General features: G+C 30.2%; 22 protein-coding genes. 3 read left to right on the top strand and 19 right to left on the bottom strand.

The annotated features are described in order from the left end of the window. Positions 1-32: 32 nt before the first annotated feature. Together AC4BD1_RS12755 and AC4BD1_RS12750 are read right to left on the bottom strand one after the other, a co-directional pair. Positions 33-668 carry a hypothetical protein gene (locus AC4BD1_RS12755; RefSeq protein WP_490486115.1) on the bottom strand — a complete coding sequence of 212 codons (636 nt, stop codon included), beginning with the start codon at positions 666-668 and terminating at the stop codon, positions 33-35. Positions 669-937: 269 nt separating this feature from the next. Then, positions 938-1,345, bottom strand: a complete 408-nt coding sequence (locus tag AC4BD1_RS12750; RefSeq protein WP_206910785.1) for a hypothetical protein — start codon at positions 1,343-1,345, stop codon at positions 938-940. A 447-nt stretch (positions 1,346-1,792) separates the two neighbouring features. On the opposite strand from AC4BD1_RS12750, the gene AC4BD1_RS12745 reads away from it, so the two are divergent. From AC4BD1_RS12745 to AC4BD1_RS12735, 3 genes are all read left to right on the top strand, one after another. After that, complete coding sequence (locus tag AC4BD1_RS12745) at positions 1,793-2,149, top strand: potassium channel family protein (RefSeq protein ID WP_490486114.1); 357 nt, start codon at positions 1,793-1,795, stop codon at positions 2,147-2,149. 216 nt (positions 2,150-2,365) lie between these two features. Continuing rightward, positions 2,366-2,596 carry a hypothetical protein gene (locus tag AC4BD1_RS12740; protein ID WP_490486113.1) on the top strand — a complete coding sequence of 77 codons (231 nt, stop codon included), beginning with the start codon at positions 2,366-2,368 and terminating at the stop codon, positions 2,594-2,596. Positions 2,597-2,641: 45 nt separating this feature from the next. Then, on the top strand, positions 2,642-2,878 hold the full coding sequence (locus AC4BD1_RS12735; protein ID WP_242589999.1) for a transcriptional regulator, SarA/Rot family: 237 nt from the start codon (positions 2,642-2,644) through the stop codon (positions 2,876-2,878). Between the two features lie 315 nt (positions 2,879-3,193). On the opposite strand, the gene AC4BD1_RS12730 is transcribed toward AC4BD1_RS12735, so the two are convergent. From AC4BD1_RS12730 to AC4BD1_RS12650, 17 genes are all read right to left on the bottom strand, one after another. After that, complete coding sequence (locus tag AC4BD1_RS12730; protein ID WP_490486112.1) at positions 3,194-3,967, bottom strand: carbonic anhydrase; 774 nt, start codon at positions 3,965-3,967, stop codon at positions 3,194-3,196. Between the two features lie 955 nt (positions 3,968-4,922). Continuing rightward, complete coding sequence (locus tag AC4BD1_RS12725; RefSeq protein ID WP_490486111.1) at positions 4,923-5,753, bottom strand: hypothetical protein; 831 nt, start codon at positions 5,751-5,753, stop codon at positions 4,923-4,925. A 21-nt stretch (positions 5,754-5,774) separates the two neighbouring features. Beyond that, a complete protein-coding gene (locus tag AC4BD1_RS12720) occupies positions 5,775-6,692 on the bottom strand; it encodes an ABC transporter ATP-binding protein (protein ID WP_490486110.1) in 918 nt (305 codons plus the stop codon). Between the two features lie 20 nt (positions 6,693-6,712). After that, on the bottom strand, positions 6,713-7,522 hold the full coding sequence (locus AC4BD1_RS12715) for an ABC transporter permease (RefSeq protein WP_098040922.1): 810 nt from the start codon (positions 7,520-7,522) through the stop codon (positions 6,713-6,715). Next, positions 7,519-8,577, bottom strand: coding sequence for a hypothetical protein (locus AC4BD1_RS12710; RefSeq protein WP_490486109.1), 1,059 nt, complete (start codon positions 8,575-8,577; stop codon positions 7,519-7,521). Before AC4BD1_RS12710 ends, AC4BD1_RS12715 begins: the two co-directional genes overlap by 4 nt. Before the next feature lie 22 nt (positions 8,578-8,599). After that, complete coding sequence (locus AC4BD1_RS12705) at positions 8,600-9,391, bottom strand: serpin family protein (RefSeq protein ID WP_490467346.1); 792 nt, start codon at positions 9,389-9,391, stop codon at positions 8,600-8,602. Positions 9,392-9,405: 14 nt separating this feature from the next. Continuing rightward, entirely contained in the window at positions 9,406-9,717 is a 312-nt protein-coding gene (locus tag AC4BD1_RS12700; protein ID WP_206910177.1) for a hypothetical protein, read from the bottom strand. 18 nt (positions 9,718-9,735) lie between these two features. Further along, positions 9,736-11,877, bottom strand: a complete 2,142-nt coding sequence (locus AC4BD1_RS12695) for a glycosyltransferase (protein ID WP_206910176.1) — start codon at positions 11,875-11,877, stop codon at positions 9,736-9,738. 9 nt (positions 11,878-11,886) lie between these two features. Next, positions 11,887-14,061 carry a CgeB family protein gene (locus AC4BD1_RS12690; RefSeq protein WP_490486108.1) on the bottom strand — a complete coding sequence of 725 codons (2,175 nt, stop codon included), beginning with the start codon at positions 14,059-14,061 and terminating at the stop codon, positions 11,887-11,889. Continuing rightward, on the bottom strand, positions 14,034-14,483 hold the full coding sequence (locus tag AC4BD1_RS12685; protein ID WP_490486107.1) for a hypothetical protein: 450 nt from the start codon (positions 14,481-14,483) through the stop codon (positions 14,034-14,036). The genes AC4BD1_RS12690 and AC4BD1_RS12685 overlap by 28 nt, the downstream gene beginning before the upstream one ends. Then, positions 14,484-15,719: a glycosyltransferase gene (locus AC4BD1_RS12680; RefSeq protein ID WP_490486106.1), complete on the bottom strand. Its 1,236-nt coding sequence runs from the start codon at positions 15,717-15,719 to the stop codon at positions 14,484-14,486. It lies immediately after the preceding gene. Beyond that, entirely contained in the window at positions 15,712-16,848 is a 1,137-nt protein-coding gene (locus AC4BD1_RS12675) for a glycosyltransferase family 4 protein (RefSeq protein WP_490486140.1), read from the bottom strand. The genes AC4BD1_RS12680 and AC4BD1_RS12675 overlap by 8 nt, the downstream gene beginning before the upstream one ends. A gap of 91 nt (positions 16,849-16,939) precedes the next feature. Next, positions 16,940-18,196: a nucleotide sugar dehydrogenase gene (locus AC4BD1_RS12670; protein ID WP_490486105.1), complete on the bottom strand. Its 1,257-nt coding sequence runs from the start codon at positions 18,194-18,196 to the stop codon at positions 16,940-16,942. Positions 18,197-18,224: 28 nt separating this feature from the next. Beyond that, positions 18,225-18,704, bottom strand: a complete 480-nt coding sequence (locus AC4BD1_RS12665; RefSeq protein WP_490486104.1) for a DUF4352 domain-containing protein — start codon at positions 18,702-18,704, stop codon at positions 18,225-18,227. 118 nt (positions 18,705-18,822) lie between these two features. Further along, complete coding sequence (locus AC4BD1_RS12660) at positions 18,823-21,378, bottom strand: immunoglobulin-like domain-containing protein (protein ID WP_490486103.1); 2,556 nt, start codon at positions 21,376-21,378, stop codon at positions 18,823-18,825. Positions 21,379-21,841: 463 nt separating this feature from the next. Further along, positions 21,842-23,323 (bottom strand): AcpB/EbpR/MafR family transcriptional regulator, encoded by a 1,482-nt coding sequence (locus tag AC4BD1_RS12655; RefSeq protein WP_490486102.1) that lies wholly within the window; start codon positions 23,321-23,323, stop codon positions 21,842-21,844. A 667-nt stretch (positions 23,324-23,990) separates the two neighbouring features. Beyond that, entirely contained in the window at positions 23,991-25,475 is a 1,485-nt protein-coding gene (locus AC4BD1_RS12650; protein ID WP_490486101.1) for a helix-turn-helix domain-containing protein, read from the bottom strand. Between the last annotated feature and the right edge of the window lie 230 nt (positions 25,476-25,705).

Here is a 25,705-nt window from a genome sequence, read left to right as displayed (position 1 = left end):
TTATTAGATAGTAAATGCCTAAAAGATTATTCCTATGGTTCTAGTGGAAGATCCACGTCGAATGTGTGGGTTTCATCATCATCTGCTTTAAAGCCGATTTCTAAAGACTTTATTTCTTCCAATTTTTGTTCTTCTTTAATTTTGAAATGTAGATACCCATCTTTATGTTTGTCATGGGTCAAAACTTCGTCATCCCAATCATCCTCAAATACAAGCGCTTCAACTTTTTCTCCATCATTTAAAATCAAATAAGCTTTATCAGGTTTGATGTGTTTGTCCTTTGAGTCTTCATTATACATTTTATATTTTATAGAGAGCAATGTACTGAACTTATCATCATTTTTATCTTTGTATTTATCGACATCAACAATTTTAATGTGATCAATCACAAATTTTGTATCATCCCAATCAGAATTTTCATAATCTGTTTGATAAGAAACTTCACTCTTTATCTTAGGATCAATTCCATTCGTTACGATATCCTTGAAATACCCATCATCTTTCAATGTTACTTCGTCTACCACAACTTTTGTGGATGAACTACTCACAACTGTTTCTTTTCCAGACTCATCCACGATTTTTCCTGATTCTTCAGTTTTTGAACACGCACCTAGTGTTACCAATGTGATTGCTGCAAAACACATTCCGATTATTCTTTTTGATCTCATACTGTTTTCCTCCTCAATATTAATATTGTCAGACATCCTCTGACTGGATATTCTTCAAACCAACTGATGGGTTTAAATTAGTAGATAGATGAATTGTTGCCAAATGTTCTTTGTCTTGTGACAATGGGTATAACAAAGTGAACCACGAAAGTCCAAAAGTTAGGGGAAGACTCTGTCACAATTCGCCAATTTTTTGAAGATAGGGTCACTGACCACATTTTACTAAGAAGAACTTACATAAAATTATTTACAGCCTCAATCAAACTTTTTTATAAGTCAAAAAATCGACTTGCATCGTGTAAAATATTTTTTATATCACGAATAGCTTGTTTTTGAGCGATGAACCGTTTAGCTTTGTTGGCATTACCAGTTAATGTATAAAGCTGTTTTTCAAGATCCTTTAATTTTTTATTGATTTTTTTTAAGGTCTTTACTTCACTTGAAGCCCAGTCATCAATAGCTTTTTCTTCATGAACTTCCTCTTTATCCTCTAGGTTACCAAGCTTAGCTTCATTTTCTAAAATATAAGAAATGTTTGCTAATGCAGCTTGTTGTTCTGAGTAAATTAAATCAATATCATCACTTGTATTGATAATATCCATGTCAGTATCAATATTAGTAATACTATCATTGATTTTTGATAATACTTTGCTTTCTTTTTTTTGAATGTTTACCATAATATAACCTTCTTTCAAAAATAATTATATAAATAAACAAAAAGCTTACAAATAAAAAAACGGACTAATTATGTGCAATAAAATAACGCTACAAAAAAGTTGGAGATTCTTACATATTTAAAGATTTCTGATAAGTAGAAGACAGCTGAGAAATTAGGAATTGGATTTGTTTATCTACACAAATTACAGATCGATGAAAACTTTTAGTAAAAAAATATTATTAATTGATGCGCAAGTAAGGTTTAAAAATTTAATCAGTATTAATAAAAAAACAGAAGAATTATTTATGTGACTATGTGATTGTATTGTACAAGTCCTTTTGTATAGATAACTATGACTTGTTTATCTGGTATATTATATTTTAATAACTATATTAAATATAAAGCAGGTTCAAGGAGTAGAAATACGTTTCTTATGACAGACTGCTAAGAAATGGAGCTAATTATCATGAATATGTATAAATCAATAAATATGCTATTAAGGAAATTCGTTTTAATCTTAAAAAATGAAGATATGCGCAGTATCTTGTTTTTAATGGTAATTACATTATTTGTGGGGACTATGGGGTTTTTCTTAATAGAGGATCTTAGTATATTTAATTCCTTTTATTTAAGTTTTATTACCTTAACGACAATAGGCTTTGGAGATATACATCCAGTAACTATCTTAGGTAAAACATTTTTGATTATCTACGGAACTTTTGGAATGGGCGTGATGAGTATTTTTATTTCATCACTAGTAAAGTATTATATTCATTCACATGAGTCACATAAACGACATCAAAGGGATAAACATCAAGCATAATAATCAACTTTATTCTGTGGCTAATCAGACAAAGAAAATTCTGTAAAAATCAGAAAGAATCAGTATCTTATAACTTTTGAAGATACTGATTCTATAATTACTACAGAGAACTTCAAAACAATAATCTTCCTGCAAGTTGGTGTGATAGCTATTCCCACGGTGGAGGTGCCTCTTTAGCAATATGTTAATAAGGTTCTTTTATGGGAGGCAGGGTCAATGATTGAGAATCATAAAATAGGTTCAGGAAACTACTCTCAAGCAATCCATAGAACATATAAACCTGATTTATTATTTTCACCACTAGATTGGAGTGTACTTATGAAAGCAGATAAAAACTTAGTTCCTTTGGATGATCATCTTTGTTTTTCGCTTTATACCACTTCTCGTACCATTCAGAGACTTTATCGTCCAATGCTAGAGAAACATGGACTGACCTATCCTCAATAGTTGATCTTAGTCATCCTTCACGATGAAAACACCCTTTCAGTAAAAATGATTGGTGAGAAGTTAGATTTATCAAGCAATACTCTGACACCTCTATTAAAGCGAATGGACCAACACGGATTAGTAAAACGAATTCGCAGTAAAGAAGATGAGCGTGTCTTGCTGATCACTATTACCAAACTAGGAAAAACGACTCGAGAAGAAGCATATGATCTTCCGAATATTTTATTAGACCGTTCAACCCTTTCTTTTTTCCGAATGGAACGAACTAAACCGCTTACTTGATCGTTTATTTAAAGACACAAAAAATTGATTAGTTAATTAAAACATAAATATTTAATTTTATAGTCCAGTAGGATATTTCCTATTGGACTATAACTCATTGGTATTTTAGCAGGCATCTTGTCAAAATTGCCTGCATAATAGTAGATGGGTGTATTGCCAATATCTATTTTTTTATTAGATAAAATATAATGTTCATAATTTCAGTTCTTAACAACTCCTATCTTCATCGTTCAATTTTCATCAAAATTATTGATACTAATTAAGGGGCTACCACTTATAGAATCAGATTGAAAGAAGTTTTTATCACTAATTTATTTATTCGTTATGCTCAATTATTGCTCTACCATTCAACGGTTGAATATCCCTATTATTATGAGAGTATAGTTTTTTAAAAGATTCAATTTGCTCTGGTGATACTTCAATGTTGTTTTTCATAACATACCATTCAACATTTTCAGTTAATGGGGGTGTTGTTAAAGAACCTAAATAATGATAGTAACTTTTATTAGTAGGAATCATATCATTTAAATTCTTAATAGGTTCTGGTTTCTCCTTGTTCACATCATCCAACACTTCTTGAAATCCTTTGTTTTCTGTTCCTTCTGTAAAAAAGACGCCTATTACTGCGATTCGTCCATCTTGAGACATATTAACAAAATGAGCTTCGATGGGATAATGTTCACCATCAACAGTATGCTCACTTTCCGCATGAAAATGGAATTGACTTAATTCAAAATTTCTTCCGTTAATGATAGCTTGTCCTCCTCCAGTAACCTGGATACTGTGGCCATTATTTTCAACACTCGTGATATCCTTACTATAATCTAATGTAATTGTTCCATTATCTGGCGTCATTTTTTCAGTCTTATCCCCTAGAATGTCAATTGGAGATTGCATTTTTCCAGAAGTAAATTCCCAATCTGCTTGATCATCATAGTCAACATGGCCTGATTTTTCTGCATGTTTTGATGCCTCTGTGGTTGCCCATTCTTTTTTTGACGAATTAATTGTAGTATTACTTGAAGAACATCCAACAAATAATACAACGGTGCAGTTCAAAAGTAACATAACGAGCACTTTTCTTTTCATTTTTCATCCTTCTTAATACTAGTTTTCTCCAATATACATTAAATTAAAGTATTTAAGTGTCATATTTAGTTATTTATAATACCTATTTTTACCCACTTGAATATAAAGTACAGCATCATGTCAAATAGTTAAAAAAATTACCAATTTTTTATTTTTTCATAAAGAACATATTTTAAGATATTTTCCTCACACCCATGGACATATGCAGCAATCGGGGAATAGTTCTGGTGAAGTCACGGCTTACCAATAAACATCATTTACACCATCGCTAATATCTGGAATCACAGAAAATCCATAATCAACAAATCTAATGCTATACAAAAAAGCTTCGATTCATTCTTATTATATTTCCTATTTAACCTTTTCAGTTCCAGTTGTCTTTGCTTTGAATCTTTACTGTTACTGGGAGACGCTTAGTTCCTAGAGATAAAGTCATTTCATTTCAATTTATCATTTTTGGATAAAAAAAGAATTGTGAAATAAAAAAATCAGCTCAAATCCTTTTCAACAAGGTTTTGAACTGATTCATTTAAGTTTAATATTTGTAACTTGTTTTCCGATCAATCGATAGTTCATGAGCTATTTCAATACCATTTTTATACCCCTCGATATTTCTTAAATAATCAAGTATTTCTATTTTTTTTTTACATCATTATCGATAAAACAATTTATATCCATCTCAACCTCCAAAAGATTTAAAATAATAGTGTGCCATGATGAATTTGTCTAGATAAGTTTATCATGGCACACTATTATTTTAAATGTTCGTTATTTTGATAAAATATGAAAAGCTATAGAATTTATTGTTGTTGATTAGTAATACAGGAGCTAACCTTCCGGTGGTGCACATCATAATTTTTTTGGGGGTCTTCTTACAGCTAGCAATTAATCCACCTAATTTTAAAATTAGTTTAATGGGAAAGTCTATTATTGCTGTAAAGTATTACAACTAAGTTTACTGCATACCTATAGCTTTATAAGTCGCAATATGGACATTATCTGATACAGAAGTAAACTCATCTTCGTTCCAAAGAATATCTTGATCTAATCTTTGAATTAGTGAAGTAACTAACTTTGTGTGATTTTTAATCAACGGATTGTGTGGCTCAGGTGTAGGCATTATTAATAATTGACTATTTATGTCTAATACTTCGTTAAGTTTTCGATGGAAATTAACGAGTTCTTTAAAACCATAGTCACGAACCCCTGTAAAAAAGTAAAAACTTGTTTTTTTAGTAGCATACTTCATATCTTTAAATATAATGTCATTGTTAAAAATATTTTTTACTTTTTCTTCAAATAATTTATCATTGTTGAAAAAAAGATCTTTACCGCTATCACCAAAGCCATCAGTAGATATTCTTAAATCTGGTACCATTGCAAATACTTTATCAATAAACTTATTATGTAAAGCCATTAGAATAGATCCAGCACCGCCTTTAGAGCTACCCACCAAATAAACTTTTTGATAATTATTTTCCATTATAAGTTGTTCTATTTTTTGACTTAATTCTTCATAAATAAATTTACCATGATCAAAAATATACCAACCATAGAGCTTTGAGTAATAATCTTTTAAATACAAATAATCTCTTTTATCATTCCTTTGTGATAATTTCATAAAATGATAATAATTATGAAGATTTTTGACAGATTCTTCATCTATCTGTCCATTAACAATGCTTTTCGCGTACATTTCATTTGTTTTAGAGAAAACTCCTTGTAATACAATAACTAATGTATCTGAATTATTCTTTATGTGTTTTCCCTCTATCATAACTTCCAAATTCTAACATCCCTTCTCAGATTAAAGAATACCAATTAACTTAAATCCAGTAATAATTACAATAAAAAATAAAATTGTTACTGATATAATTGGAAACTTAAAAGAGTCATGTTTAATTTTTGTTCTTAACTTTCTTTCTTGCCCTGCCATCATTTTTTTTTGATATATTTTTTTTTCAGACCGACTCAGTTTATTAAAGTGATGGATAAACTTACTATATTCTAAACAAACGGTCTCACATTCTCCAAATTGTCGTAACTTGCCATAGTGAATCCAGGCAACAACATCAGCAATATCTCTCATTTGACTAGTCGCATGACTGACAAAAATAATAGTTTTTTTCTGATTTTTAAATTTTTCAATTTCGTCTAAGCATTTTCTATAAAAGGTTTGATCGCCAACAGATAGCGCCTCATCAATAATTAAAATATCTGGATCTGTTTGTACAGCAATGCCAAAACCTAATTTTGCTCTCATCCCACTTGAATAATGCTTTAAAGGTTTATCAATAAAATCATATAGTTCTGTAAATTCTATGATTTTATTGATTCTACGGTTGATCTCTTTATTACTGAACCCCATCAATAACATTTTCAGTCTAATATTTTCACGGCCCGTTAAATTTGGTTTAAGACCTGAACTGATCGCCAATAAAGAAGTAGTCCCTTTAAAATTAAATTCTCCGTATGTCGGTTTTAAGTGCTTAGCCAAAATATTCGCCAAAGTTGTCTTTCCTGAACCATTTAATCCAACTAACCCAACACATTGACCGGGCTTAAATGTGAATGTGATTTCATCCAAAGCTTCAAAATATTGATATCTTTTTCTATTTTTTTTATTATCCTTCTTACTATCTTTCTTTACATAATATAATTTAGTAATATTACGTACGTTAATCTTTTCATTAGAATCTGATAGGAAAGTTTTTTCTTTAGCCAATAATTTCTCCTACTTTCTTGCTACATGTATTCTACAAAATCATTCTTATACTTTTCAGTAATATATATTCCTACAAGCAAAATTAAAGCGACGCTAGAAAAGAAATAAGCCATTTTGGGAATATTATGAAAAAACCATCCTCTTGAAAGAAGCGCATCTCTAAATCCTTCTATAATATAAACAAAAGGATTCAAAAGTAATAATTTAGCTAGCCTAGAATCAGTATTACTACTCACATTGATAACTGTGCCAGAAATAAAAAATAATAATCTCATACTTGAACTAATCAAAGGTTGTAAATCTCTAAACATAACGGTTATTGCAGAAGTAACTACAGAAATTGCAAGTAACGAAATTATCATGCAGAAAAAATAATAAATTAACTGTATCCATTCTAAAGTTGGATAAAATCCCTGGATTATGAAATAGAAAAGAAATAATCCCATCATGGTAAAAAAACTATTTAATCCTTTAAGAATAGAAATTGTAGGAAGGATTTCTACTGGAAATTTTGTTTTTGAAATTAAATTTAAGTTTTGATATATAGACCCTGACCCTACAACAATACTAGAACTGATGTAAAACCAAGGTATCATGCCTATCAGCATCCAATCAATATATGGTATTTGAGAATTAATCATCGTTTGCCCTTTTAGTCGAACGCCAAAGACAAAATAATAAATCAAAATTTGAATTGTAGGACTTAGAAATTCCCAAAAAAATCCGAATGAATAACTTTTATTAATTGATTTTTTGTCAAAATGAGTTATTCTCAAAATGCGAGGTATGTTGAGAATTTGCAATTTCAACCATGAAAACAAAAGTTTCATTTATTATTCTCCTTATCCTGAATAATTTCATGAATTTTGTTTTGTAAAAAAGGAGTAAAATAAAGTCCTGTTTGACTATGATCATCATAAAGTTTCAAGTCCAAACTGTAGTCAACTTCCTTCTTTTCAAATAAATTTAACAATGGTTTGAGGTGTTGCTCATAATGAAAGTCCCCTTCACCAACATGAAAATGCAGGTTTGGAAATTGATCTGTCATAATCACTTGATTTAAGATCAAATTGTTCCAAAAAGCTTGCCCAAATTTTCTATCTTTTCCCAATAATTTATAATATCTTTTACGCATAGATTTAGAGTTAGCACGTTGTTGCAAATATTTGGAAATATAAATCTGTGGAGCCCCAATAATGGCATGGCCAAAATAATATTTTATACTAAAATAAAGTGCAGCTGAGCCACCTTTACTTGAACCCGTAGCAATTATATTATCTACAGGTATTTTCAATCTATTTGCAACACTCATTATTAAAGCAAACACGCTACGTTCAAATTCCTTCGATCCTCCAAAACCTACATAATAACAAAATTGTTCTTCAAAAGAATCCAAGATAAATAATTTGTTTGTATCTATTGTTTCCAAAGTTCGAATATGATTATATACTGGCGGTCCACCTTGAAATTCTGTCGAATATAATCCTGAAAAAGAAATTACTAAATAAGGAGAATTATTTTTGGATTCTTGTAAAACAAATTTAACAGGGTGATCATTAAAATAGACTCTTTCTGAGTTAAAATTAGAAGGAATTGTTTTTTTTTCTTCTACACTGATCCACAGAAGATTCGATTGTTGATTTAATATGATCTTTTCTTTATATTTAACAAATAGTCGAATCTGATAGGAACCACTAAATAATGGAACTTCTACAATCTCTTGATACCTCGAAGATGATGTTTGATACCATATCCGTTTTATAACCTTTCCGTCTTGATACAAGTAGTATGCATATTCATATTCTGATGGTTGTAATGTATCTACTTCAAAAGCCAGTTTTAACTTTTCTTCTGTAAAAACCAGCTCATCTAACATTATTTTCATAATTACTAGTACTAATTTTGGGCTACTTCAAAATAAAACACTCTTCACTTATTTGATACGTTAACCGATTAGTACGTCTATCCTCCTCCTCAATTAAGTCCTCTAAAAAACTATAAATAAAATTAGTATACTGATTTACTAATCGAGTATGCTTTTCATCACTGCGGTTTAAATAAAGCTTACTGACAATATTTTTATCTTTTAAAAATTTTCTATATTCAAGTAAGTTATTGAATTGAATATCTTGGGAACCTGTGTAAAAATTAATGTTGGTTTGAGAGTAATCATTATATAAATCAGAAGAATAAAATAGATTATTTACTTTTTGTTCAAACTCTAAACTATTATGAAAAAAAAGACTTTTTTCATTTGGACAGAGTTTGTTAATAAAAGTAGCGACATTAATTTGTGGAACTAAGGAGAAGACATCCGTAATAAACGGATTGATTAAGCCGTATAGTAAGGCTCCTGTCCCCCCTTTACTAGAACCAAAACTAATCACTCTTTTATATTTATTTTTTTTAATAAACATTGTCAGTTGTTTATTAAATTCTTCATAAATAAATTTTCCTTCATCCATGATATACCAGCCATAAACACTAGAAAAATGATCCTTTACAAATAAATAATCAACTTTACTACATGTTTTCGCAAACTTAATCCAAGTATATTGTTCATGCATTTCACTAACTTCAGCTTGACTTATTTTGTTCAAATAAATATTGGGTATCGCTTCATTTAATGGTTTCGCAGCATTTTGGAAAACAATAACCAGTGTCTTTCTTCCATTTTGAAAATGTTTTCCGTGTAACATTTGCTTCTTCTCCTTTAAAAATCAATGACAGTCGTTTTTTGTATAGGTGAGCTCATCATAGTTTTAATTTCGTTTGTGGTATTATTTTTAACAAAAACCTTTACTCTATATTCACCATTATCCACTAACTTAATTTGATTAGTATCAAACGAGCTGTAATCTGAACGATATATAGCATCTGCTCTATCTTGCTGATATACATAAAAAGCAAAAGAATACCCTTTTTTTGATGTTGTTAGCTGACATTTTGTTTGTAGATACTGTTTAACTAAAAATACATCAACACTTTTAATTAAATCTTCTTTCGTTTCTTTCTTTTTACTCAAAATAGAAATCAATCCCTTTTATTTTCTTCTTTGGGTAATACTAGATCTCACCATATTTTCTATCTGCCTTGAAATTTTTTTCTTATCAAACTTATCAAAAGCTTCTTTCTTACGAGACTCCATAGCTTCTTCTGACCAATCAGCATGTTTAACTTTTTCAATTGCCGAACCTAAAGAACTTACAATATATTTCTCAAAATAGATTGTATTTGCTCCGGCCCAATTTCGAATAATAGGAATGGAGCCACTGGCTATTGCTTCTGAGACAGAAACATGTGACCCTTCATAGTCACTAGGAGAAAGGAGAAAACCAATTTTTTGCAACCATTCTGGTATATCGCTACCATGCCCATCAAATTGAACATTTTCCTTCCACGGTGCTGTTTCTATTCTATTCATCACTGATTCATAATAACTACGTTCACTTTTTCTAGCCATTAACCAAGCAACCTCTTCTGGTCTTTTCCCCTTAATAAACAGTTTATAACGATTGTCGGTTTCCCAAAGCGCCTCAAATAAATCTATAGCTATATCCAATCGTTTACGTGCTGGTAAAATCCCACATATTCCTAGATTGAATTTACTATCTTTGTTCTTTGGTAAATTTAGTTGATTAGCGTCAATCAAATTATCCACATAGTTTAATTTATATTTTGGAATTTCAAAAATACGATGAAACTCTTCTAACATATAGGGAGTGATTGCTATAAACTTATCTACTTTTTTAAAGTCTACCATTCTCAAAAATTTTAAATCTTTTTCTTGAAAATGAAGCCGTGCTATTAATGACTGATTATCTTTTTTATGGTTTGAATACCAAACTAAATTGCCTAATCCCCACTCACAAAAAATAACATCTGCCCATTCTACACATGCTTTACTGTGATTTACATCATGTTTTTCATGTGAACTAAATTGATCAATTTTTACTTCAAAACCTGCATTGTTTTCAAAGTGTTTAATAATCATGTTAGCAAATTTTAAATCATGTCCTGCAAAAACAATCTTTATAGGCTCTTTTTTAAATGACCAAATAAATTTACTTAATCGGTTATGTGCTGCCTGAAATGTATATTGAAGACTAGCATTATACATTTTTCGTGCTGATTCGAAATATAAATCTTCATTTTGAAAAATATTTGTTACTTTGGCAATTACGTCTTCCTCTGAATCTACAAATAATGGATAATCTTTTCCAAGTAAATCTTCGTGCATTTTAGTTCTTCTAACTAAAGCCGGCTTCCCTAAGCGTCCGTATTCTAGTAATTTACTAGATAGTTCAACACTATTGTCATTGTCTAAAAACGCACTACGCCAACTAATTCCTATATCAGAATTTTCTATTATTTCTTGGCATTTTTCCCTAGAAACAGCCCCTACCCAATCAATTGATTCGGTTTCCTGTAATGCTTTCTTTATTCGTAGTTGATTTTCTTTTTCTCTCAACGCATCTTGGAATTTATCACCAACAATTGTTGTCTTAATTCTATCGTCTAATAATGACAACTTTTTTGTTACTTTTATAATTTCCTCCGTATACCAATCTTCATGAAATTTACCACTATATACTAAACGATAATGCTTATTTCTAAAGTCTGGTTGTCCTACTGGATCCGGAATCATTGGGGTTAAAATGCGAATTTTTTCTCCTCCGACATTGATTAACTTTTGAAATGCACTTTTAGTTTCTTTGGTCTGTAAAAACATAAAATTAAAGTGATCATACACTTTTTTTAATTTTTCTCGTTCTTGCTTTGTGGAGCGTTCATCATGCTTAAAATCAGTTAAATAAGGAACTGTAATTTCTTTGAATTCTTTGTATTTCATAACTTCTGAGACTAATTCAAATCCTCTTATAATAACAAGATCATAACTTTTTTGTCTCTCTAACTTTCGCATGAAACTAACTGCTTCAATTACAGTTAGTCGTTCTGAACTATCACTATTCATTGCCTCTGATGCTGGGATGCAATGAATATTAGGGATATTTTTTACTGATTGTACTAAGTGTTTATTTTTTTCTTTAGCTTTTAACACTAAATCAATATTTACATTAGGATTTAGTGCTAGCATTTGTGCCATCGAAATTAGCCATACTGCTGAACCATCCATAAAATTTAGATCAATATCACCATATAACAAAATGTTCAAATTTCTCATGTTTCACCTCTATATTTCCACTTGCTTTCTACTGGTTGCTGTAACATTATTACAATCTTTTATAAAGTTATAACAATCGGAACTAAACATAATGCCACCATAACGTTTATATTCACTTAAACTTTCGTTATCTAAAAAACTTGAAAGCAATTGCTTAGCATCCTTACTGAAAGCATATCTGCTTTTAACTATTGAACTCTCTGGACGTAACTCATCCACATAGATATATTCTTGTCCGTCATTGACTTTAACTAAATCTTCATTTTCATCCATACAATAATAGGTGTTTTTTCCAATAAAGTCAGCTTCTGTATAAATACTTGCTAACATTAAATCCTTTAGATAATTATATCCATAATAATTATCTAAATTAATAAACGCTAACCAATCTGTGGTAAATGCAGAACTAATTTCATCATAATTGTCCATATATGAAAGTAAATAAACGCTTATATCTTCTTCTTGATATACATTAAAGATATGATTTATATCTTTAATTTTGTTTTCTTCGTTAATTATCAAGACTAATTTTTTATTACTATAACTTTGAGATTTAAACAAAGCTATAGCTTCGTTTACGTCCTCTTCTGAATTTACAACGACCATTACTGTAACAGACTCTGGAGTAACAGCCACATCTATATCCATATTTTTTAAGATATACGATAATCTATGTTTATAGGTATGCTTTTCGTATACCTCTCTAATACCTAGTAATGATTTTCTATGATATGCTCTATCATTTTCAGAAATAAATTTTAGTTGTTTTCTTAGTCCATCTGCGTCTTCAGAGATCATTACAATATTATTAAATGTCTTCAAAATTCCCTCAGAATAACTACTCAAAATAGGGGTGCCCGATGCTAAGCCCTCAAAAACTCTTCTTGAAAACATAGTTGGCGACTGTATAACACTATTGACATTTAACATAAAACGATATCCCTTATATGCTTTGTTAATGTCTTTATATGATAAACTCCCAATAATGTCTTCTGAGAATCTTTTTGGAAATCTGAATTCCTCTTCAGGACGGTCAAAATTACGATCGTAAATAACTAATCCATATTCTTGACAGATATCTAACATTTCATCCATAATTTTCCGTCGTTCTTCATGACGATTCGCATAATATGAACCTGCAAAACAAATTAAATCTTTTCGTGGTTCCTCCAGCTGGATTGGATTGTGTAACTTAGGATTAGCAGCAAATGGCAATGCAAAGACATTATTATGATTAACATGCTTTTTATACTCGCTCACCATATTTCTATCAGTGGTGTATATATAATCAAAATGTTTAGCAGTGTCGATAAATTTGTTAAAATGAATAGGGTCTTCCTTATTCCAAAAAATAGTGGGGATACCATTTTGATTACACCACTTCAATAACTGAAATAGATTTTCCCGACTTACATTAGAATATTCTCCTATTTGATATTGCCATGTTCCATCGTTTCCATGCCATGCAGATTCAACAAATAAAAGGTGTGGCATATTATTTGTTAAAACAGTTTCCCAATTTTCTGGGGTAAATGTTATTAGTTCCACTTCATTTCTATAATTAGCCATTGTAAATGGATCAAAAATACACGCAATTTTTAACTCTTGAAATTTTGTTATTTGATTTGGATGTTTATTTGCATTTTTAATTTCTTTTTTTCTATTAAACATTCTATCTAGCGTTACTTCTTTTATTCTCAAAATACCCTTACCACTAATTTTCATAGCTAATCGTAAATATTTAGTATCTTTATTCAATAAAATCTGTTCCTTTTGATTCAAATCTATAAGTGTTGTTTTTATTTTTTCAGTTACACTATATTCAATAATAGCTATTTTGGCTTTTAAACCTTCTGAAAATTCCGCTTGGATCTTAACACTCAAATTTTCATCGGGTAAAACTTCAATTTTATGATCTGGAAGACGATTAAATGCAACATTACCTTCTAGAAAAGAAGCATAATTTGATCTATTATATGCATTCGCAAAGCAAAGTTCATCTTCTAAAATATATGCATGCAAGCCCTCATTTTTTACATACCACCAATTTTCGGCTTTACAGAATTCTTTTTGCGTAATTATTTGCGGGTAAATATCTGCAATTATTTCCTTTTGAAATGTATGCAGAGACTTATAGAAAAAATCGATTTGTTTTTTTAATGTATTTTCTTTAATAGATTCCAATACTTTCCAGTCCATTTCATTGTTTTTGTATTCATCATTTTCGTATATCTTTCCGTAATAAATTCCAGCTCTGTTTCTCTATCCAATAACTGTTTGGTTAGTTTGTCATTTTCACGTTCGATAGTGTCAACATCATTATAAAATGACTTAAGCCAAGTCTTCTGATTCTCAATCAGTCCATAAGAACGCTGTTTATAATCAATTAATTCTGATTGTAATTGTTTAACTTTTTCATTGAGTTGAATAGTTAATTCCTTATTTTCATATTTTGTTTCTATTTCCAACAGCAAATTATTTTTGTCATTGTTTAGTATTTTTACTTGTTCTTTCAAATAAGAAAGCTCTTTTTTTAATTCCTTATTTTCTGATCGCAAAGATATCTCTCTATCAATATATTGTTGAATATCTTCTTGGTCTTCCATCTACATCTCCTCCTTATATAATGCTTCATAAATTTTTAATAAATTTACTTTTTCTAATTCCCAATTGTATTTCATTCTAGCTTTAAGAGAATTTTCTTTTAACTGTGCCCATAATTGCGTATCCTCTACTAAAAGATTTACTCCATTAGCGATAGAAGTATAATCTGATGAATCCACAACTATTCCCGTACCTTCACCATCAATAATTTTTTTTATCTCTGGAAAATCACAACCAACAACTGGAACTCCAGCCATCATGTATTCAAACAGCTTATTAGAAGCAGCTGAAAAATGATTGTAGCAAGTATTATTCAATAACTGAAAACCTATATATGCATTTCTGGTATACAGATGTAATAATTCCATTGGTACTTTATCAATAAATTTGATTCTATTCTCTAATTTATTTTTATGTGTCTCTTGTATTAAGTACTCTTTAAGTTTTCCATCACCTATGAAAACAACCGTACCCTTGTTAATAAAAGGGACAGCCTGTATTAATTGTTCCAACCCACGACCTTGTTGCAATCCCCCTTGATAGATCAAGAGTAATTCACTTTCAGGTAAATCTAATAGTTTGTGCATATTTATTTTCTTTTCATCTTGTCTTAAATACGGATAATTATAAAGTACTTGGGGTCGGAAACCATACAAATTTTCTATGTATTCCGCACGAGTATGATTTTCATGAATAACACAATTCGGAATATGGATTAAAGATTTTTCCAGAAACGCGTATATCCATGAGTCATACCCTGAACGACTAGTATTAACTTCATGTGAATCAAAAATAAGTTTCTTCCCTTTGAGTTTTGCACAGATAGTTGCTTGAATTAAAGTATTTAAATCATTTGCATGATAGATATCTGTTTTTAATTTCAAACCCCAAAATAGCATTTTTGATAATAAGATTATTCTTCGTGTTATTATATTTATTTTTGAAATTTTAAGTAGGGCGCATACTACGAGAAATAAAATAGCTATTCTATAATTCCACATTAACAAATATATAGATGCACAAATAAATAGACATTTGAACATAAAACTGGTTTCAAAGTTACGATAAGATACTCTATATATTTTAAACATTTCCTTACGCTCTTCTATACTATCAGTTTTTCCTAATGCAATTAAATTAACTTGATAGCCAGCTTGTTCTAATGCTGTACACTCTCTCAATACACGAGAATCATTATAAAAATCATTCCATACGAACATTGTCACTTTTTTAGTCATCGAGATTTTTCAATACCTTTCCTAATAAATTTTGATTACTATCCCAATCAAAATGTTTCTGAGCGTATATCCTAGAGTTTTCTCCATAATATCTTCTAACATCTGAATGATAAATCAATCCTTCTATTGATTTTACCCAGTCATCAATTCCATCATCTAAATTCAAAACAATGCCCGCATCTGCTTCTTCAATTATTTTTCTTGAATATCCATATGTCAAAGCAATTATAGGTAATCCCGCTCCCATATAGTCAATAAGCTTTCCGGGTATAACTGTATGAAAAGCTGACTGATTTTCTAACCCTATATATGCAATATCCGATTCTTTCATTCTTTCTAGTACCTTTGCTCTGGGTTCTGGTTGTAAGATTTCTATATTTGTTAAGTTTCTTTTTTCTACAGTATCAATAATATCTTGGCTATAAATGCCATAACCCATTAAGACAAATTTAACTATATTATTATTTTTAAATGCGTTAGCTAGTTCTAAAAAAACACTTAGATCTTGAGCAATCCCTAAATTACCTGCATAAATAATTTGAATGGTTTCTTTATTTTCATATTTTTTATCATAGTTAAATTCTTTAGTGGTTAAAGAGTTTGGTATAAATACAATTTCTTTATCTGGACCAATAATTTCTCGTATATATGGAATAAAAGCTTCGCTATTTACAATAATACTATTAGAAGATTGATAAATTTTTTTTTCAAGCGGATAAGAAATATACTGAAGTATCAAAGATGAAATACTTTTTATGGCCTTTAATGTTTCCGGCCATAAATCTCTAACATCTAAAATTAATTTAGCTTTAAATTTATGCTTTGCATAAATTCCTAATAGCGGAATAGATAAGGGAGGGCTGCTTACAAAAATAAAATCATACTTTTCTTTACTCAAATCGTTATGAATACCTCTAAATAATTTAATAAATACTTCTAAATATAGAAATAATCTCAACATTAAAAAATGTTTATAGGATTTTTTTTTTGTACGAACACGTATTACTTTAATATTCTCATTTACTTTACTCTGCCAATCTTTTTTATTTCTATACAATTCGGAATTTGGATACTGAGGTTCTGTAGTTAAGACCGTGACATCATAATCAGAACTGAAATAATTACTAATAAATGAAAGTCGATTAGCAGCGCTTCCTATCTCTGGGGAAAAATTTTGAGTAATTAAAAGTACTCTTTTTATTACAAGCAGCTCCTTTCTACTAAATTTGAGAAATATTTCCTAAGGTATAATAATTTTCATAATCAATACATTGATTTGCAATATTTTTAGCATCAATAACAATTGCATTTTTTGTTGTATTGAAATTTTCTGGAACCAAATTTTTAAATTCATCATGATCTACCAGTATCAGAACTAAACTAGCATCTTTTAATGCAGCCTCAAGATTATTTTCAACAATATCACTTTGCACATGTGGATCATACGCAACTACATCGTAATTTTTAGGGGAATTTTTCAACGTGTTATAAACTTCAAGTGCAGGGCTTTCTCGAATATCGTCGATATTGCCTTTGTAAGTAAGTCCCATAACAACTACCTTATTTCCTGTAGCTTTTTCTAAAACATGGTTACTTTTTTCAACAATAAAATTCGGCATACTCGTATTAATTTCTCTAGAAATTTGAATTAATGGTGACACGTCAGGCACTTGTGCAGCAATGAAATAAGGATCTACAGCTAAACAATGTCCTCCTACTCCGGGTCCAGGGGTATGAAGATTAACACGTGGATGTTTGTTAGCTAATTCTATTACTTCAAGCGCGTTAATTTCTAATGAGTCACAAATTTTTACTAATTCATTAGCCAATGCGATATTGACGTCTCTATATGTGTTTTCCATTAATTTGGATAATTCTGCGACTGATGCAGATGTTCCCAAAAGTTCTCCTTTAACAAATTTTCCATATATATATTTACCTTTTTCAGTACAGTTTGGTGTAATGCCTCCAATAATTCTATTATTAAAAACAAGTTCCTCAAGTACTTTTCCTGGTAAAACTCTCTCTGGACAATGAACTAAAAAGACATCTTCTCCAGGGGTAAATCCAGCACCTTCAATCATTGGTTGAATTTTGTCTGACATACTTCTAGGTGCTATAGTAGATTCAATAATGACAGTACTTCCATTTTTTAAAACAGGTAAAATCATTTTTACTGCAGATTGAACATATGACAAATCACATGATTTCAATTCATCATTCTTATTAGGTGTAGGAACTGAAATAATATATACATCTGCTGGTTGAACTTCATTGCTAACACTAAAGTTACCTTTTTCTATTGCTTGTTCTAGCGCAGCTTGTAGACCTGGTTCCTCAATGTGCACTTTTCCTTCTGCCAGCTGCTTTAATACTTCACTATTTGTATCATAGCCAATAACTTGTTGGTCATGATTTGCAAACATAACGGCTGTAGGTAATCCAATATACCCAAGACCTAATACTGATATTTTCACAATTTAAACCTTCCTTTTCTAATAAGAATTATTCAGGTGAAGGAATTTCAATTTCCCACTCCGCTAATACTTTATCTGCTGGTTTATAGACTAATTTAGCTTTTGTTAGTTTTTCTGGAATTACAAAAGTTAAGTTTTTCTTTAATTCCTTGCCAGAATCTACTGGTTCACCAAAATTATTTGAATTTGCATCTACCGCGTATTCTTTCCCATCACCCTCTAAATAAAAATCAATTGAGCCAATATCTTTTCCTTCTAAACCGTTATTTTCAATATCCATTGTTAAAATAACTTTTTTATTCTTATCTTCCGTTTTTGCCACCTTTACTTCAGAAACATTTAAAAGTAAATTATCTGCATCTTTAAGTGCAAATGATTGTGTAGTTTCTGAAGAATTACTTGAAGAATTGCTCTTAGTCTCTTCTTTTGAACACCCTGTAAGTAAAACTAAACTTAAGCTTAATCCTAAGACAAGTACACTAGCGGCTTTCCAATATCTTTTTTTCAATTAAATATCCTCCTTTTTAATTTTGCCCTTGTTAAAAAAACAAGGACAAAACTAAAATTATGCTTAAAAACTATCATTTATTTACAATAAATAACCAAACTTTTTGTTTTTCGTTTGATTAAACTAATTTAACGTTTACTCTATTTAGTTCGTTTCTTTGGTCATCATAGGCAACCAATACAACAGTATCATCTTTAGACTTAATTGCTGATCCAACATAATAGTCATAAGTTCCGTCATCTTTGACTGCTCTTTGTGATACTTCCAAACCATTAACAAACATTTTTACTACGGCAACATCTCCAGTTGTTTTACCATGGATGTATGCATCTTTACCACCAACTTCATACTCATTAGCAGTAATTGTTCCTTGTTTTGGTTTTTCTTTTTCTTTAAGATTTACATTTGCGCGATCCAATTCTTTTCCATCTGGGCCGTATGCAACAACTGTAACTTTATCGTTTATTGAAGTAATATTGCTACCCACATAGTATTGGTATGGGCTACTTGTTGCTGGAATTGTTGTTAGTTCTTTACCGTTAACAATGACGCTAATTCTACTTACATCGCCAGTATACGTACCTTTGACATAGCCATCCTGTTTGATAGTGAAATCATTCGCAGTAATTGTTCCTTCATAACTTGGTGCTTCTTTATCTTTAAGATTTACATTTGCGCGATCCAATTCTTTTCCATCTGGACCGTATGCAACAACTGTAACTTTATCGTTTACTGAAGTAATTTTGCTACCCACATAATATTGATAAGGACTACCTGTTGCAGGAATTGTTGTTAGTTCTTTCCCATTAACAATGACGCTAATTCTACTTACATCGCCAGTATACGTACCTTTGACATAACCATCTTGTTTAACTGTGAAATCATTCGCAGTAATTGTTCCTTCATAATTTGGTGCTTCTTTATCTTTAAGATTTACATTTGCGCGATCCAATTCTTTTCCATCTGGGCCGTATGCAACAACTGTAACTTTATCGTTTACTGAAGTAATTTTGCTACCCACATAGTATTGATAAGGACTACCTGTTGCACTAATTTTCGCTTGTTCTTTTCCATTAATAATGACACTGATTGAACTTACATCGCCGGTATACGTACCTTTGACATAACCATCTTGTTTAACTGTGAAATCATTCGCAGTAATTGTTCCTACATAACTTGGTGCTTCTTTATCTTTAAGATTTACATTTGCGCGATCCAATTCTTTTCCATTTGGACCGTATGCAACAACTGTAACGCTATCGTTTACTGAAGTAATTTTGTTACCTACATAGTATTGATAAGGGCTACCTGTTGCCTTAATTTCCGCTTGTTCTTTCCCATTAATGAAGACCTTGATTGTAGTTACGTCGCCAGTATACGTACCTTTGATATAACCGTCTTGTTTAATTGTGAAATCATTCGCAGTAATTGTTCCTTCATAACTGTTAATGCTGTCATCGATAACAGTTACATAAATTGTTTTAGTTACTGTTTTACCATCAGCTGTTACTTCATACGTTACAGAATAGAATCCTTCTTTACTTGTATCTACATTATTTGCTATTACTTTAATGTTTGAAGTAATATCATTGTTGTCTTTGTCTGTTGCTGTTACACCTTCTAAAGGATCAAATGGATCATTTACATGAAGTTCTTTGTCTGATGCATTGATTACTACTTCATTTTCTTCTCCAGAAGTAAAGATGTCATTCATATCATCAAGTAATAAATTAAGAATTCTAATTTCATTTCTTAGAAAATGAGTTGTAATAAATGTTCCAATCCAAGTTTCAGCGTTTCTTTGTTTTGTAATAGCTGCTTTAACATCCTCAATTGATTGTTTTGCCGCTGCCAAATCATATTCTGTATCGCCATTATTCACATTTGCTCTAGCAATATTCAAATATCTTACAAAGCTCTCGTAGTCAGAATCGATAATACCTCTCTGTGGTAAAAATAATGCTTGATTAGCTTTTTGTTGAGAATTTCTAAAATTATCTCTATCTGCATCTGTCAAAGTAGGTACTACAGAAATCAAGCCCGTTCTATGATCACCTTGGTTGAGCATATATTTATGATTTGTTCCTAAATCTTGTTGGAATCCAGCAGGATTGATCCATGTCTGTGCTGAATAATCTCTCCACAAATCACGAAGCTGCCCAGCTCGTACCTCAATGCTATCGATTAATTTTAGTACTGCAGCTGCATCCTCTTGTTTTAATGATGCGCCTTCATTCGCCGCATCACTCACTCGTGAAGATTCCACTTCTGTATTGCTTGTACTTTCTTCAGTTGCTTCATCAGATTGTGAAGATTCCACTTCTGTATTGCTTGTACTTTCTTCAGTCGCTTCATCAGATTGTGAAGATTCCACTTCTGTATTGCTTGTACTTTCTTCAGTTGCTTCATCAGATTGTGAAGATTCCACTTCTGTATTGCTTGTACTTTCTTCAGTTGCTTCATCAGATTGTGAAGATTCCACTTCTGTATTGCTTGTACTTTCTTCAATCGCTTCATTAGCTTTTGAAGATTCTACTACTTCTGTGTTGCTTTTATTGTTCTCTTCCGCAAGTACAGTTGTCGGTACTACTGATAAAGATTGGAACAACATTACTGTCGTTGCCCCCAATGTTACGCACTTTTTAAACTTATCCATATATTTGATAATTAACATCTCCTTTTTTTACAAATAATATAAGGGACATAGACTTATGTATCGATACCTATAACGTTACTCACTTTGCACAAAAGATAGATTGCTTAATCTTTTTTATTACTAATAAACGCTCCTTTCCTATGAAACATATATCTAGTTAGCAAATTCTTCTGTCTTTTTCGGAATACACTACATGAATCTGAAATACTGGATCTATAATACCCAAATACACAACTTTTACTCAGCAACATATATATTTTCATCTACTTTAGATATGACACACTCATTGCCGAGTGAATATACAATAACATTTTCAGAATCGGCAGATAATCAAAAACAAGACCTTAAAAAACACTTTTTTGACTGAATTTTTTCAAATAAAAAAAAAAAAACACATACAAAAATCCGAAAAATGATTTTTGTACGTGTATTTTTTTCAAGAATATTCTTGCTATAGATCCTTTTCAATATTCTAAATTATTCAATAGCTCTTATTCAATTCTTGTTCAATTCTTTTTAAATCTCTATTTCTAATTTCTCGATTAATAGCAATGATCTTCGCATTAGGATACTCTTTATCTAGTCCATCAAGCGAATTAGTTGATAGAATAATATCCATCTCATTCTCATTATAATTCATGTCACTCGTATATACGTTAATATTATATTTGAAATTAAAATGACCTTCGACCATCTGTCTAAGTGTTTCTCTTAAAGATTTGGGCAAATCTGTTTCTAAAAGTAGATTTGTCTTTTTTTCATACATAGCTGCCTTATTAAAGTGGCTAAATATCGCCCAATAGTAAATAATTAAGTAGCTTTCTTCTAAAAAAATTTTATTATTGGTAGTTTTATACAAAATGTCTATAAGGTTGGATATACGTTTCTTTAATTCCGGGTAGTATAACTCAATCTTTCTTAAATAATGATACCCATTCAAATCAGTTAGCAAGTTTTCAAACAAACTAGCTGACATATGTGTAGCATATAAATAGGGTTCAATCTGTTTAATAAAACTTGGATTTAAAGTAAAGAAATATTCTTGAAAAAGCCTTAAAGTAGCATTTACTGAAATTGCTACACCACTTTGTTTCTCTTTCTCTTGCTCAATAATTCCAGCCATATCACTTGTCCATAAGAATATCTTCCATATTTCATAATGAAATAGAATCTCATCCTCACTCAAAAAAATATCTTTTTTTAGTTCAGAAAAAGCTTCAAAAAATTTATCAAAATACGAATTGCGCTCCATTTCCCAGTCACGAATTATTTTAATGTATTTTTTCTCTCTTGTTCGAATTAACGTAATTGCAATATAAAACATCATACGCCTACGCTCAATTCTAGAAACTTTTGATAAACCTTTCTTCTCATCACATAAATAATCTACTATTCTCTCTACTCTATGTTCAGAAATATTTCTAAATGGCCAACCAACCCCTTGATTAATCCTCCAATAAAACAACAACATAAAAATTCTAATTTGTTTCTCGGAGCCCTCTATTGAAAAATCTCTTCTAGCTATATCTATATTATATTGTCCAAGATAAGTTCTGATTTTTCTTATATATCTTCTTACTGTTGCTTCACTAATATAGTTATTTTGTGAATAATTTATAACAGAAATGAATGTATTAGAAAATAATTCATCCAATAAAGCAATCAAGGGACTCTTCAATAATAAATGAGATAACAATGCTTTCATATCTGTTTCTGAAGGAAGAACTAAACGAACTCCACCTCTTTTTACCCTTAATAATTGAATATTTTTATCGCCATGATTCTCTACATGTTCCTCTAATTTTTGTACAATTTTAGTAATCTTTTTGGGTTCTTCATTAAGAACCGCTGATAGCTCTGCAGTAGAAACAAACCTATCAGCATTAAATAAATAATCAACTATTTTTATCTCTAAATCTACTTCCGGTGTTAAAAGCCATTCCCTCGCAAGCATTCTTTCCATTTTAATTCCACCTTAATAATTTCAAACATTTTAGTACTACCCTTTTAAACGAGAAAACTTATGGCGTTAATAGTTGGTCACTGGCCTTTAGATATGGTAGCCTAATTGAAAAAATTCTTATATCTAAAAGCTATTTATTTTCTCGTTGTTATGGTTATTATTACTATTACATTTTTAATCTCTTATAAAACTAACTAGCTATCCTAAATTTTAGTAGAGAAGATGACCCTTTATGCTTTAATAAGTTTCTTTCTTTTTCAATGAGGTATGGAAAGTTTCAATACCTCAGACTTTATTTTTTTATGAATAGCTACACTAATGTTGAACATTAGAATTTTTGGTTGAATTTATCAAGCATCAGCAGTTTAAGTATTTATACCGACCATAGTTTTAACTATTTCAAACGCTTTACTTCTATCTTTAAATACAATTAGTTCTATTTCATTAAATAATTGTTCAACGTACCTCACAATTATAGAGTTTTCTGATACTTTATACTTGTGTACCTCATTCAATATTTCATCTTTATAGGTATGAAAATCTAAAATAGAATTCACCATTATCTCCCCTTTCTATGTAAACTAACCCAGTTCGAACTATTGTACTGAGTTAGTTTAGTTTATAAGAACAAAGAAAACGATTCCACCAAAACTCAACTGTAAGAAGACTAATGTAAATTTCGTATAGCTATGTGAATATGAATTATTTCATATAAGGTCAAATTTCGTGAAACAGTGACTCTCAAGTTATCATTAGTGTCGTACATTCTTAAGTTGGATACTATTAAATCGGGGGTAACTTCAGGGGGGAGTTCTTCTTCAAATAAAACAGATACATTATATGTTTTTTGCAAAATGTATTCTAATATATCCCGTTGATAATTTCTTATATATGAATTCAACTCTGTTTCAAATAAAACATATATTTTTTTTTCATAGACTGTTAGTTTATTTGCTAGATAGAAAATCATACAATATCGTATATTCAATAATCTTTCCTTATCAAAAATATTGCTCTGTAAATTATTTTGCAAATCATTTATGAAAAACTTTATTCTTTCCGACAATTTTGGGACTAAGGTGTTTATATAACGTATATAAGAATTACCCAATTCATCAATTTCTAAATTTGGGCTTATTTTTACCATAGTATGTGTACTAAATAAAAACATTTTTGTTTGCTTGTATACTCTCATATCACTTATTTGAAAAAACTCTTTTTCAAATAAGTCTAAGACCACGCTTGTTTGCACAGCTTCAGGTACATAGTTAGATAGTTCCTCACAAAAGCACTCCTCCATATTTGGAAGAAAATTAAAAACTTTAAATACATCAAATAGTCCATGAAATTCATGAATATTTGATGTACGAATCAAATCAGCTTTCTCCATTTCTTGTTTAAATTTTTGAAATACTTTTCCCTCATATACATCGCTATTCTCAATGAAGTTCTTTTGTGCTATCCGTAATTTCCATATAGCTATATGATAAACTAGCTTTCTTTTTTCGATTCGATTTAATTGTTGTACATATGACCACTCATTAACACTGCTGACTATTTCATTCTCAATAATATACTCGAATGGCCAAGCATCTTTGTTTACTTTCCAATAAAATATAAAGATCAAAAATCTTACCTTATTTTCAGGACCGATTAACGTCATTTTGTTTCTATCAATAGAAACATCTAATTTTTCTACAGATTTTTTTAGCTTTGATAAATCTTTTTTTAGTTTTGACTCACTGATAAACTTTTCTTGACAATATTTTTGAACTGACGTAATTCGTTTAAAAATAATATCATGTAATAAAATAACCATAGGATTTTTATATATAAGTTCTGTTATAAATCCCCTTAAATCCGTACCATCATGAGCTTCTAGAAAGTATCCCTTGCCTCTAATAAAGTCAATTGAGCTCTCATTATCTTTAAAATAAGTATCCATTTCATTTTTTAAATCCAAAAGCATCATGTTACTTTTTTTATATGTAATATTAAAATTCCCAGCTATTTCATTTGCTGGCACATAATAAGGACGGAGTTTTAGGTATTCCAAAATAAGCATCTTTAAATAGGTATCTTTATCAATAAAACGTAAAAATTCTACATTCATTTGGGTCTCTAATTTAGATTGATTATTAGGAATATACATAAAAAACATTCTCCTTCATTATAAATGTTATGTAGAATGATACCTCAATCCAAAAAACAAAGCGAATATGTTGCATAACTATCTTAATTTAAAGTAAAAAAATGAACCTGAAATATAGACATGGTTCTCAAATGCGATAACTTGCCATCCACGAATGATTTTGAAATTAGCACTATGTATGTCCAAACAATCTGTCTAAACATCAGAACTTTGCTTCCATTAAAAATTGC

Source organism: Enterococcus sp. DJ147D b (genome assembly GCF_058216655.1).
The sequence above is the reverse complement of the archived record's forward strand: the minus strand, read 5'-3'. Positions and strand labels throughout refer to the sequence as shown.

Excerpts from the sequence above, each read along its gene's own strand:
- AC4BD1_RS12755 (WP_490486115.1), bottom strand. The coding sequence starts at position 668 with ATGAGATCAAAAAGAATAATCGGAATGTGTTTTGCAGCAATCACATTG.
- AC4BD1_RS12750 (WP_206910785.1), bottom strand. The coding sequence starts at position 1,345 with ATGGTAAACATTCAAAAAAAAGAAAGCAAAGTATTATCAAAAATCAAT.
- AC4BD1_RS12745 (WP_490486114.1), top strand. The coding sequence starts at position 1,793 with ATGAATATGTATAAATCAATAAATATGCTATTAAGGAAATTCGTTTTA.
- AC4BD1_RS12740 (WP_490486113.1), top strand. The coding sequence starts at position 2,366 with ATGATTGAGAATCATAAAATAGGTTCAGGAAACTACTCTCAAGCAATC.
- AC4BD1_RS12735 (WP_242589999.1), top strand. The coding sequence starts at position 2,642 with ATGATTGGTGAGAAGTTAGATTTATCAAGCAATACTCTGACACCTCTA.
- AC4BD1_RS12730 (WP_490486112.1), bottom strand. The coding sequence starts at position 3,967 with ATGAAAAGAAAAGTGCTCGTTATGTTACTTTTGAACTGCACCGTTGTA.
- AC4BD1_RS12715 (WP_098040922.1), bottom strand. The coding sequence starts at position 7,522 with ATGAAACTTTTGTTTTCATGGTTGAAATTGCAAATTCTCAACATACCT.
- AC4BD1_RS12710 (WP_490486109.1), bottom strand. The coding sequence starts at position 8,577 with ATGAAAATAATGTTAGATGAGCTGGTTTTTACAGAAGAAAAGTTAAAA.
- AC4BD1_RS12705 (WP_490467346.1), bottom strand. The coding sequence starts at position 9,391 with ATGTTACACGGAAAACATTTTCAAAATGGAAGAAAGACACTGGTTATT.
- AC4BD1_RS12695 (WP_206910176.1), bottom strand. The coding sequence starts at position 11,877 with ATGAGAAATTTGAACATTTTGTTATATGGTGATATTGATCTAAATTTT.
- AC4BD1_RS12685 (WP_490486107.1), bottom strand. The coding sequence starts at position 14,483 with ATGGAAGACCAAGAAGATATTCAACAATATATTGATAGAGAGATATCT.
- AC4BD1_RS12680 (WP_490486106.1), bottom strand. The coding sequence starts at position 15,719 with ATGACTAAAAAAGTGACAATGTTCGTATGGAATGATTTTTATAATGAT.
- AC4BD1_RS12660 (WP_490486103.1), bottom strand. The coding sequence starts at position 21,378 with ATGTTAATTATCAAATATATGGATAAGTTTAAAAAGTGCGTAACATTG.
- AC4BD1_RS12655 (WP_490486102.1), bottom strand. The coding sequence starts at position 23,323 with ATGGAAAGAATGCTTGCGAGGGAATGGCTTTTAACACCGGAAGTAGAT.
- AC4BD1_RS12650 (WP_490486101.1), bottom strand. The coding sequence starts at position 25,475 with ATGTATATTCCTAATAATCAATCTAAATTAGAGACCCAAATGAATGTA.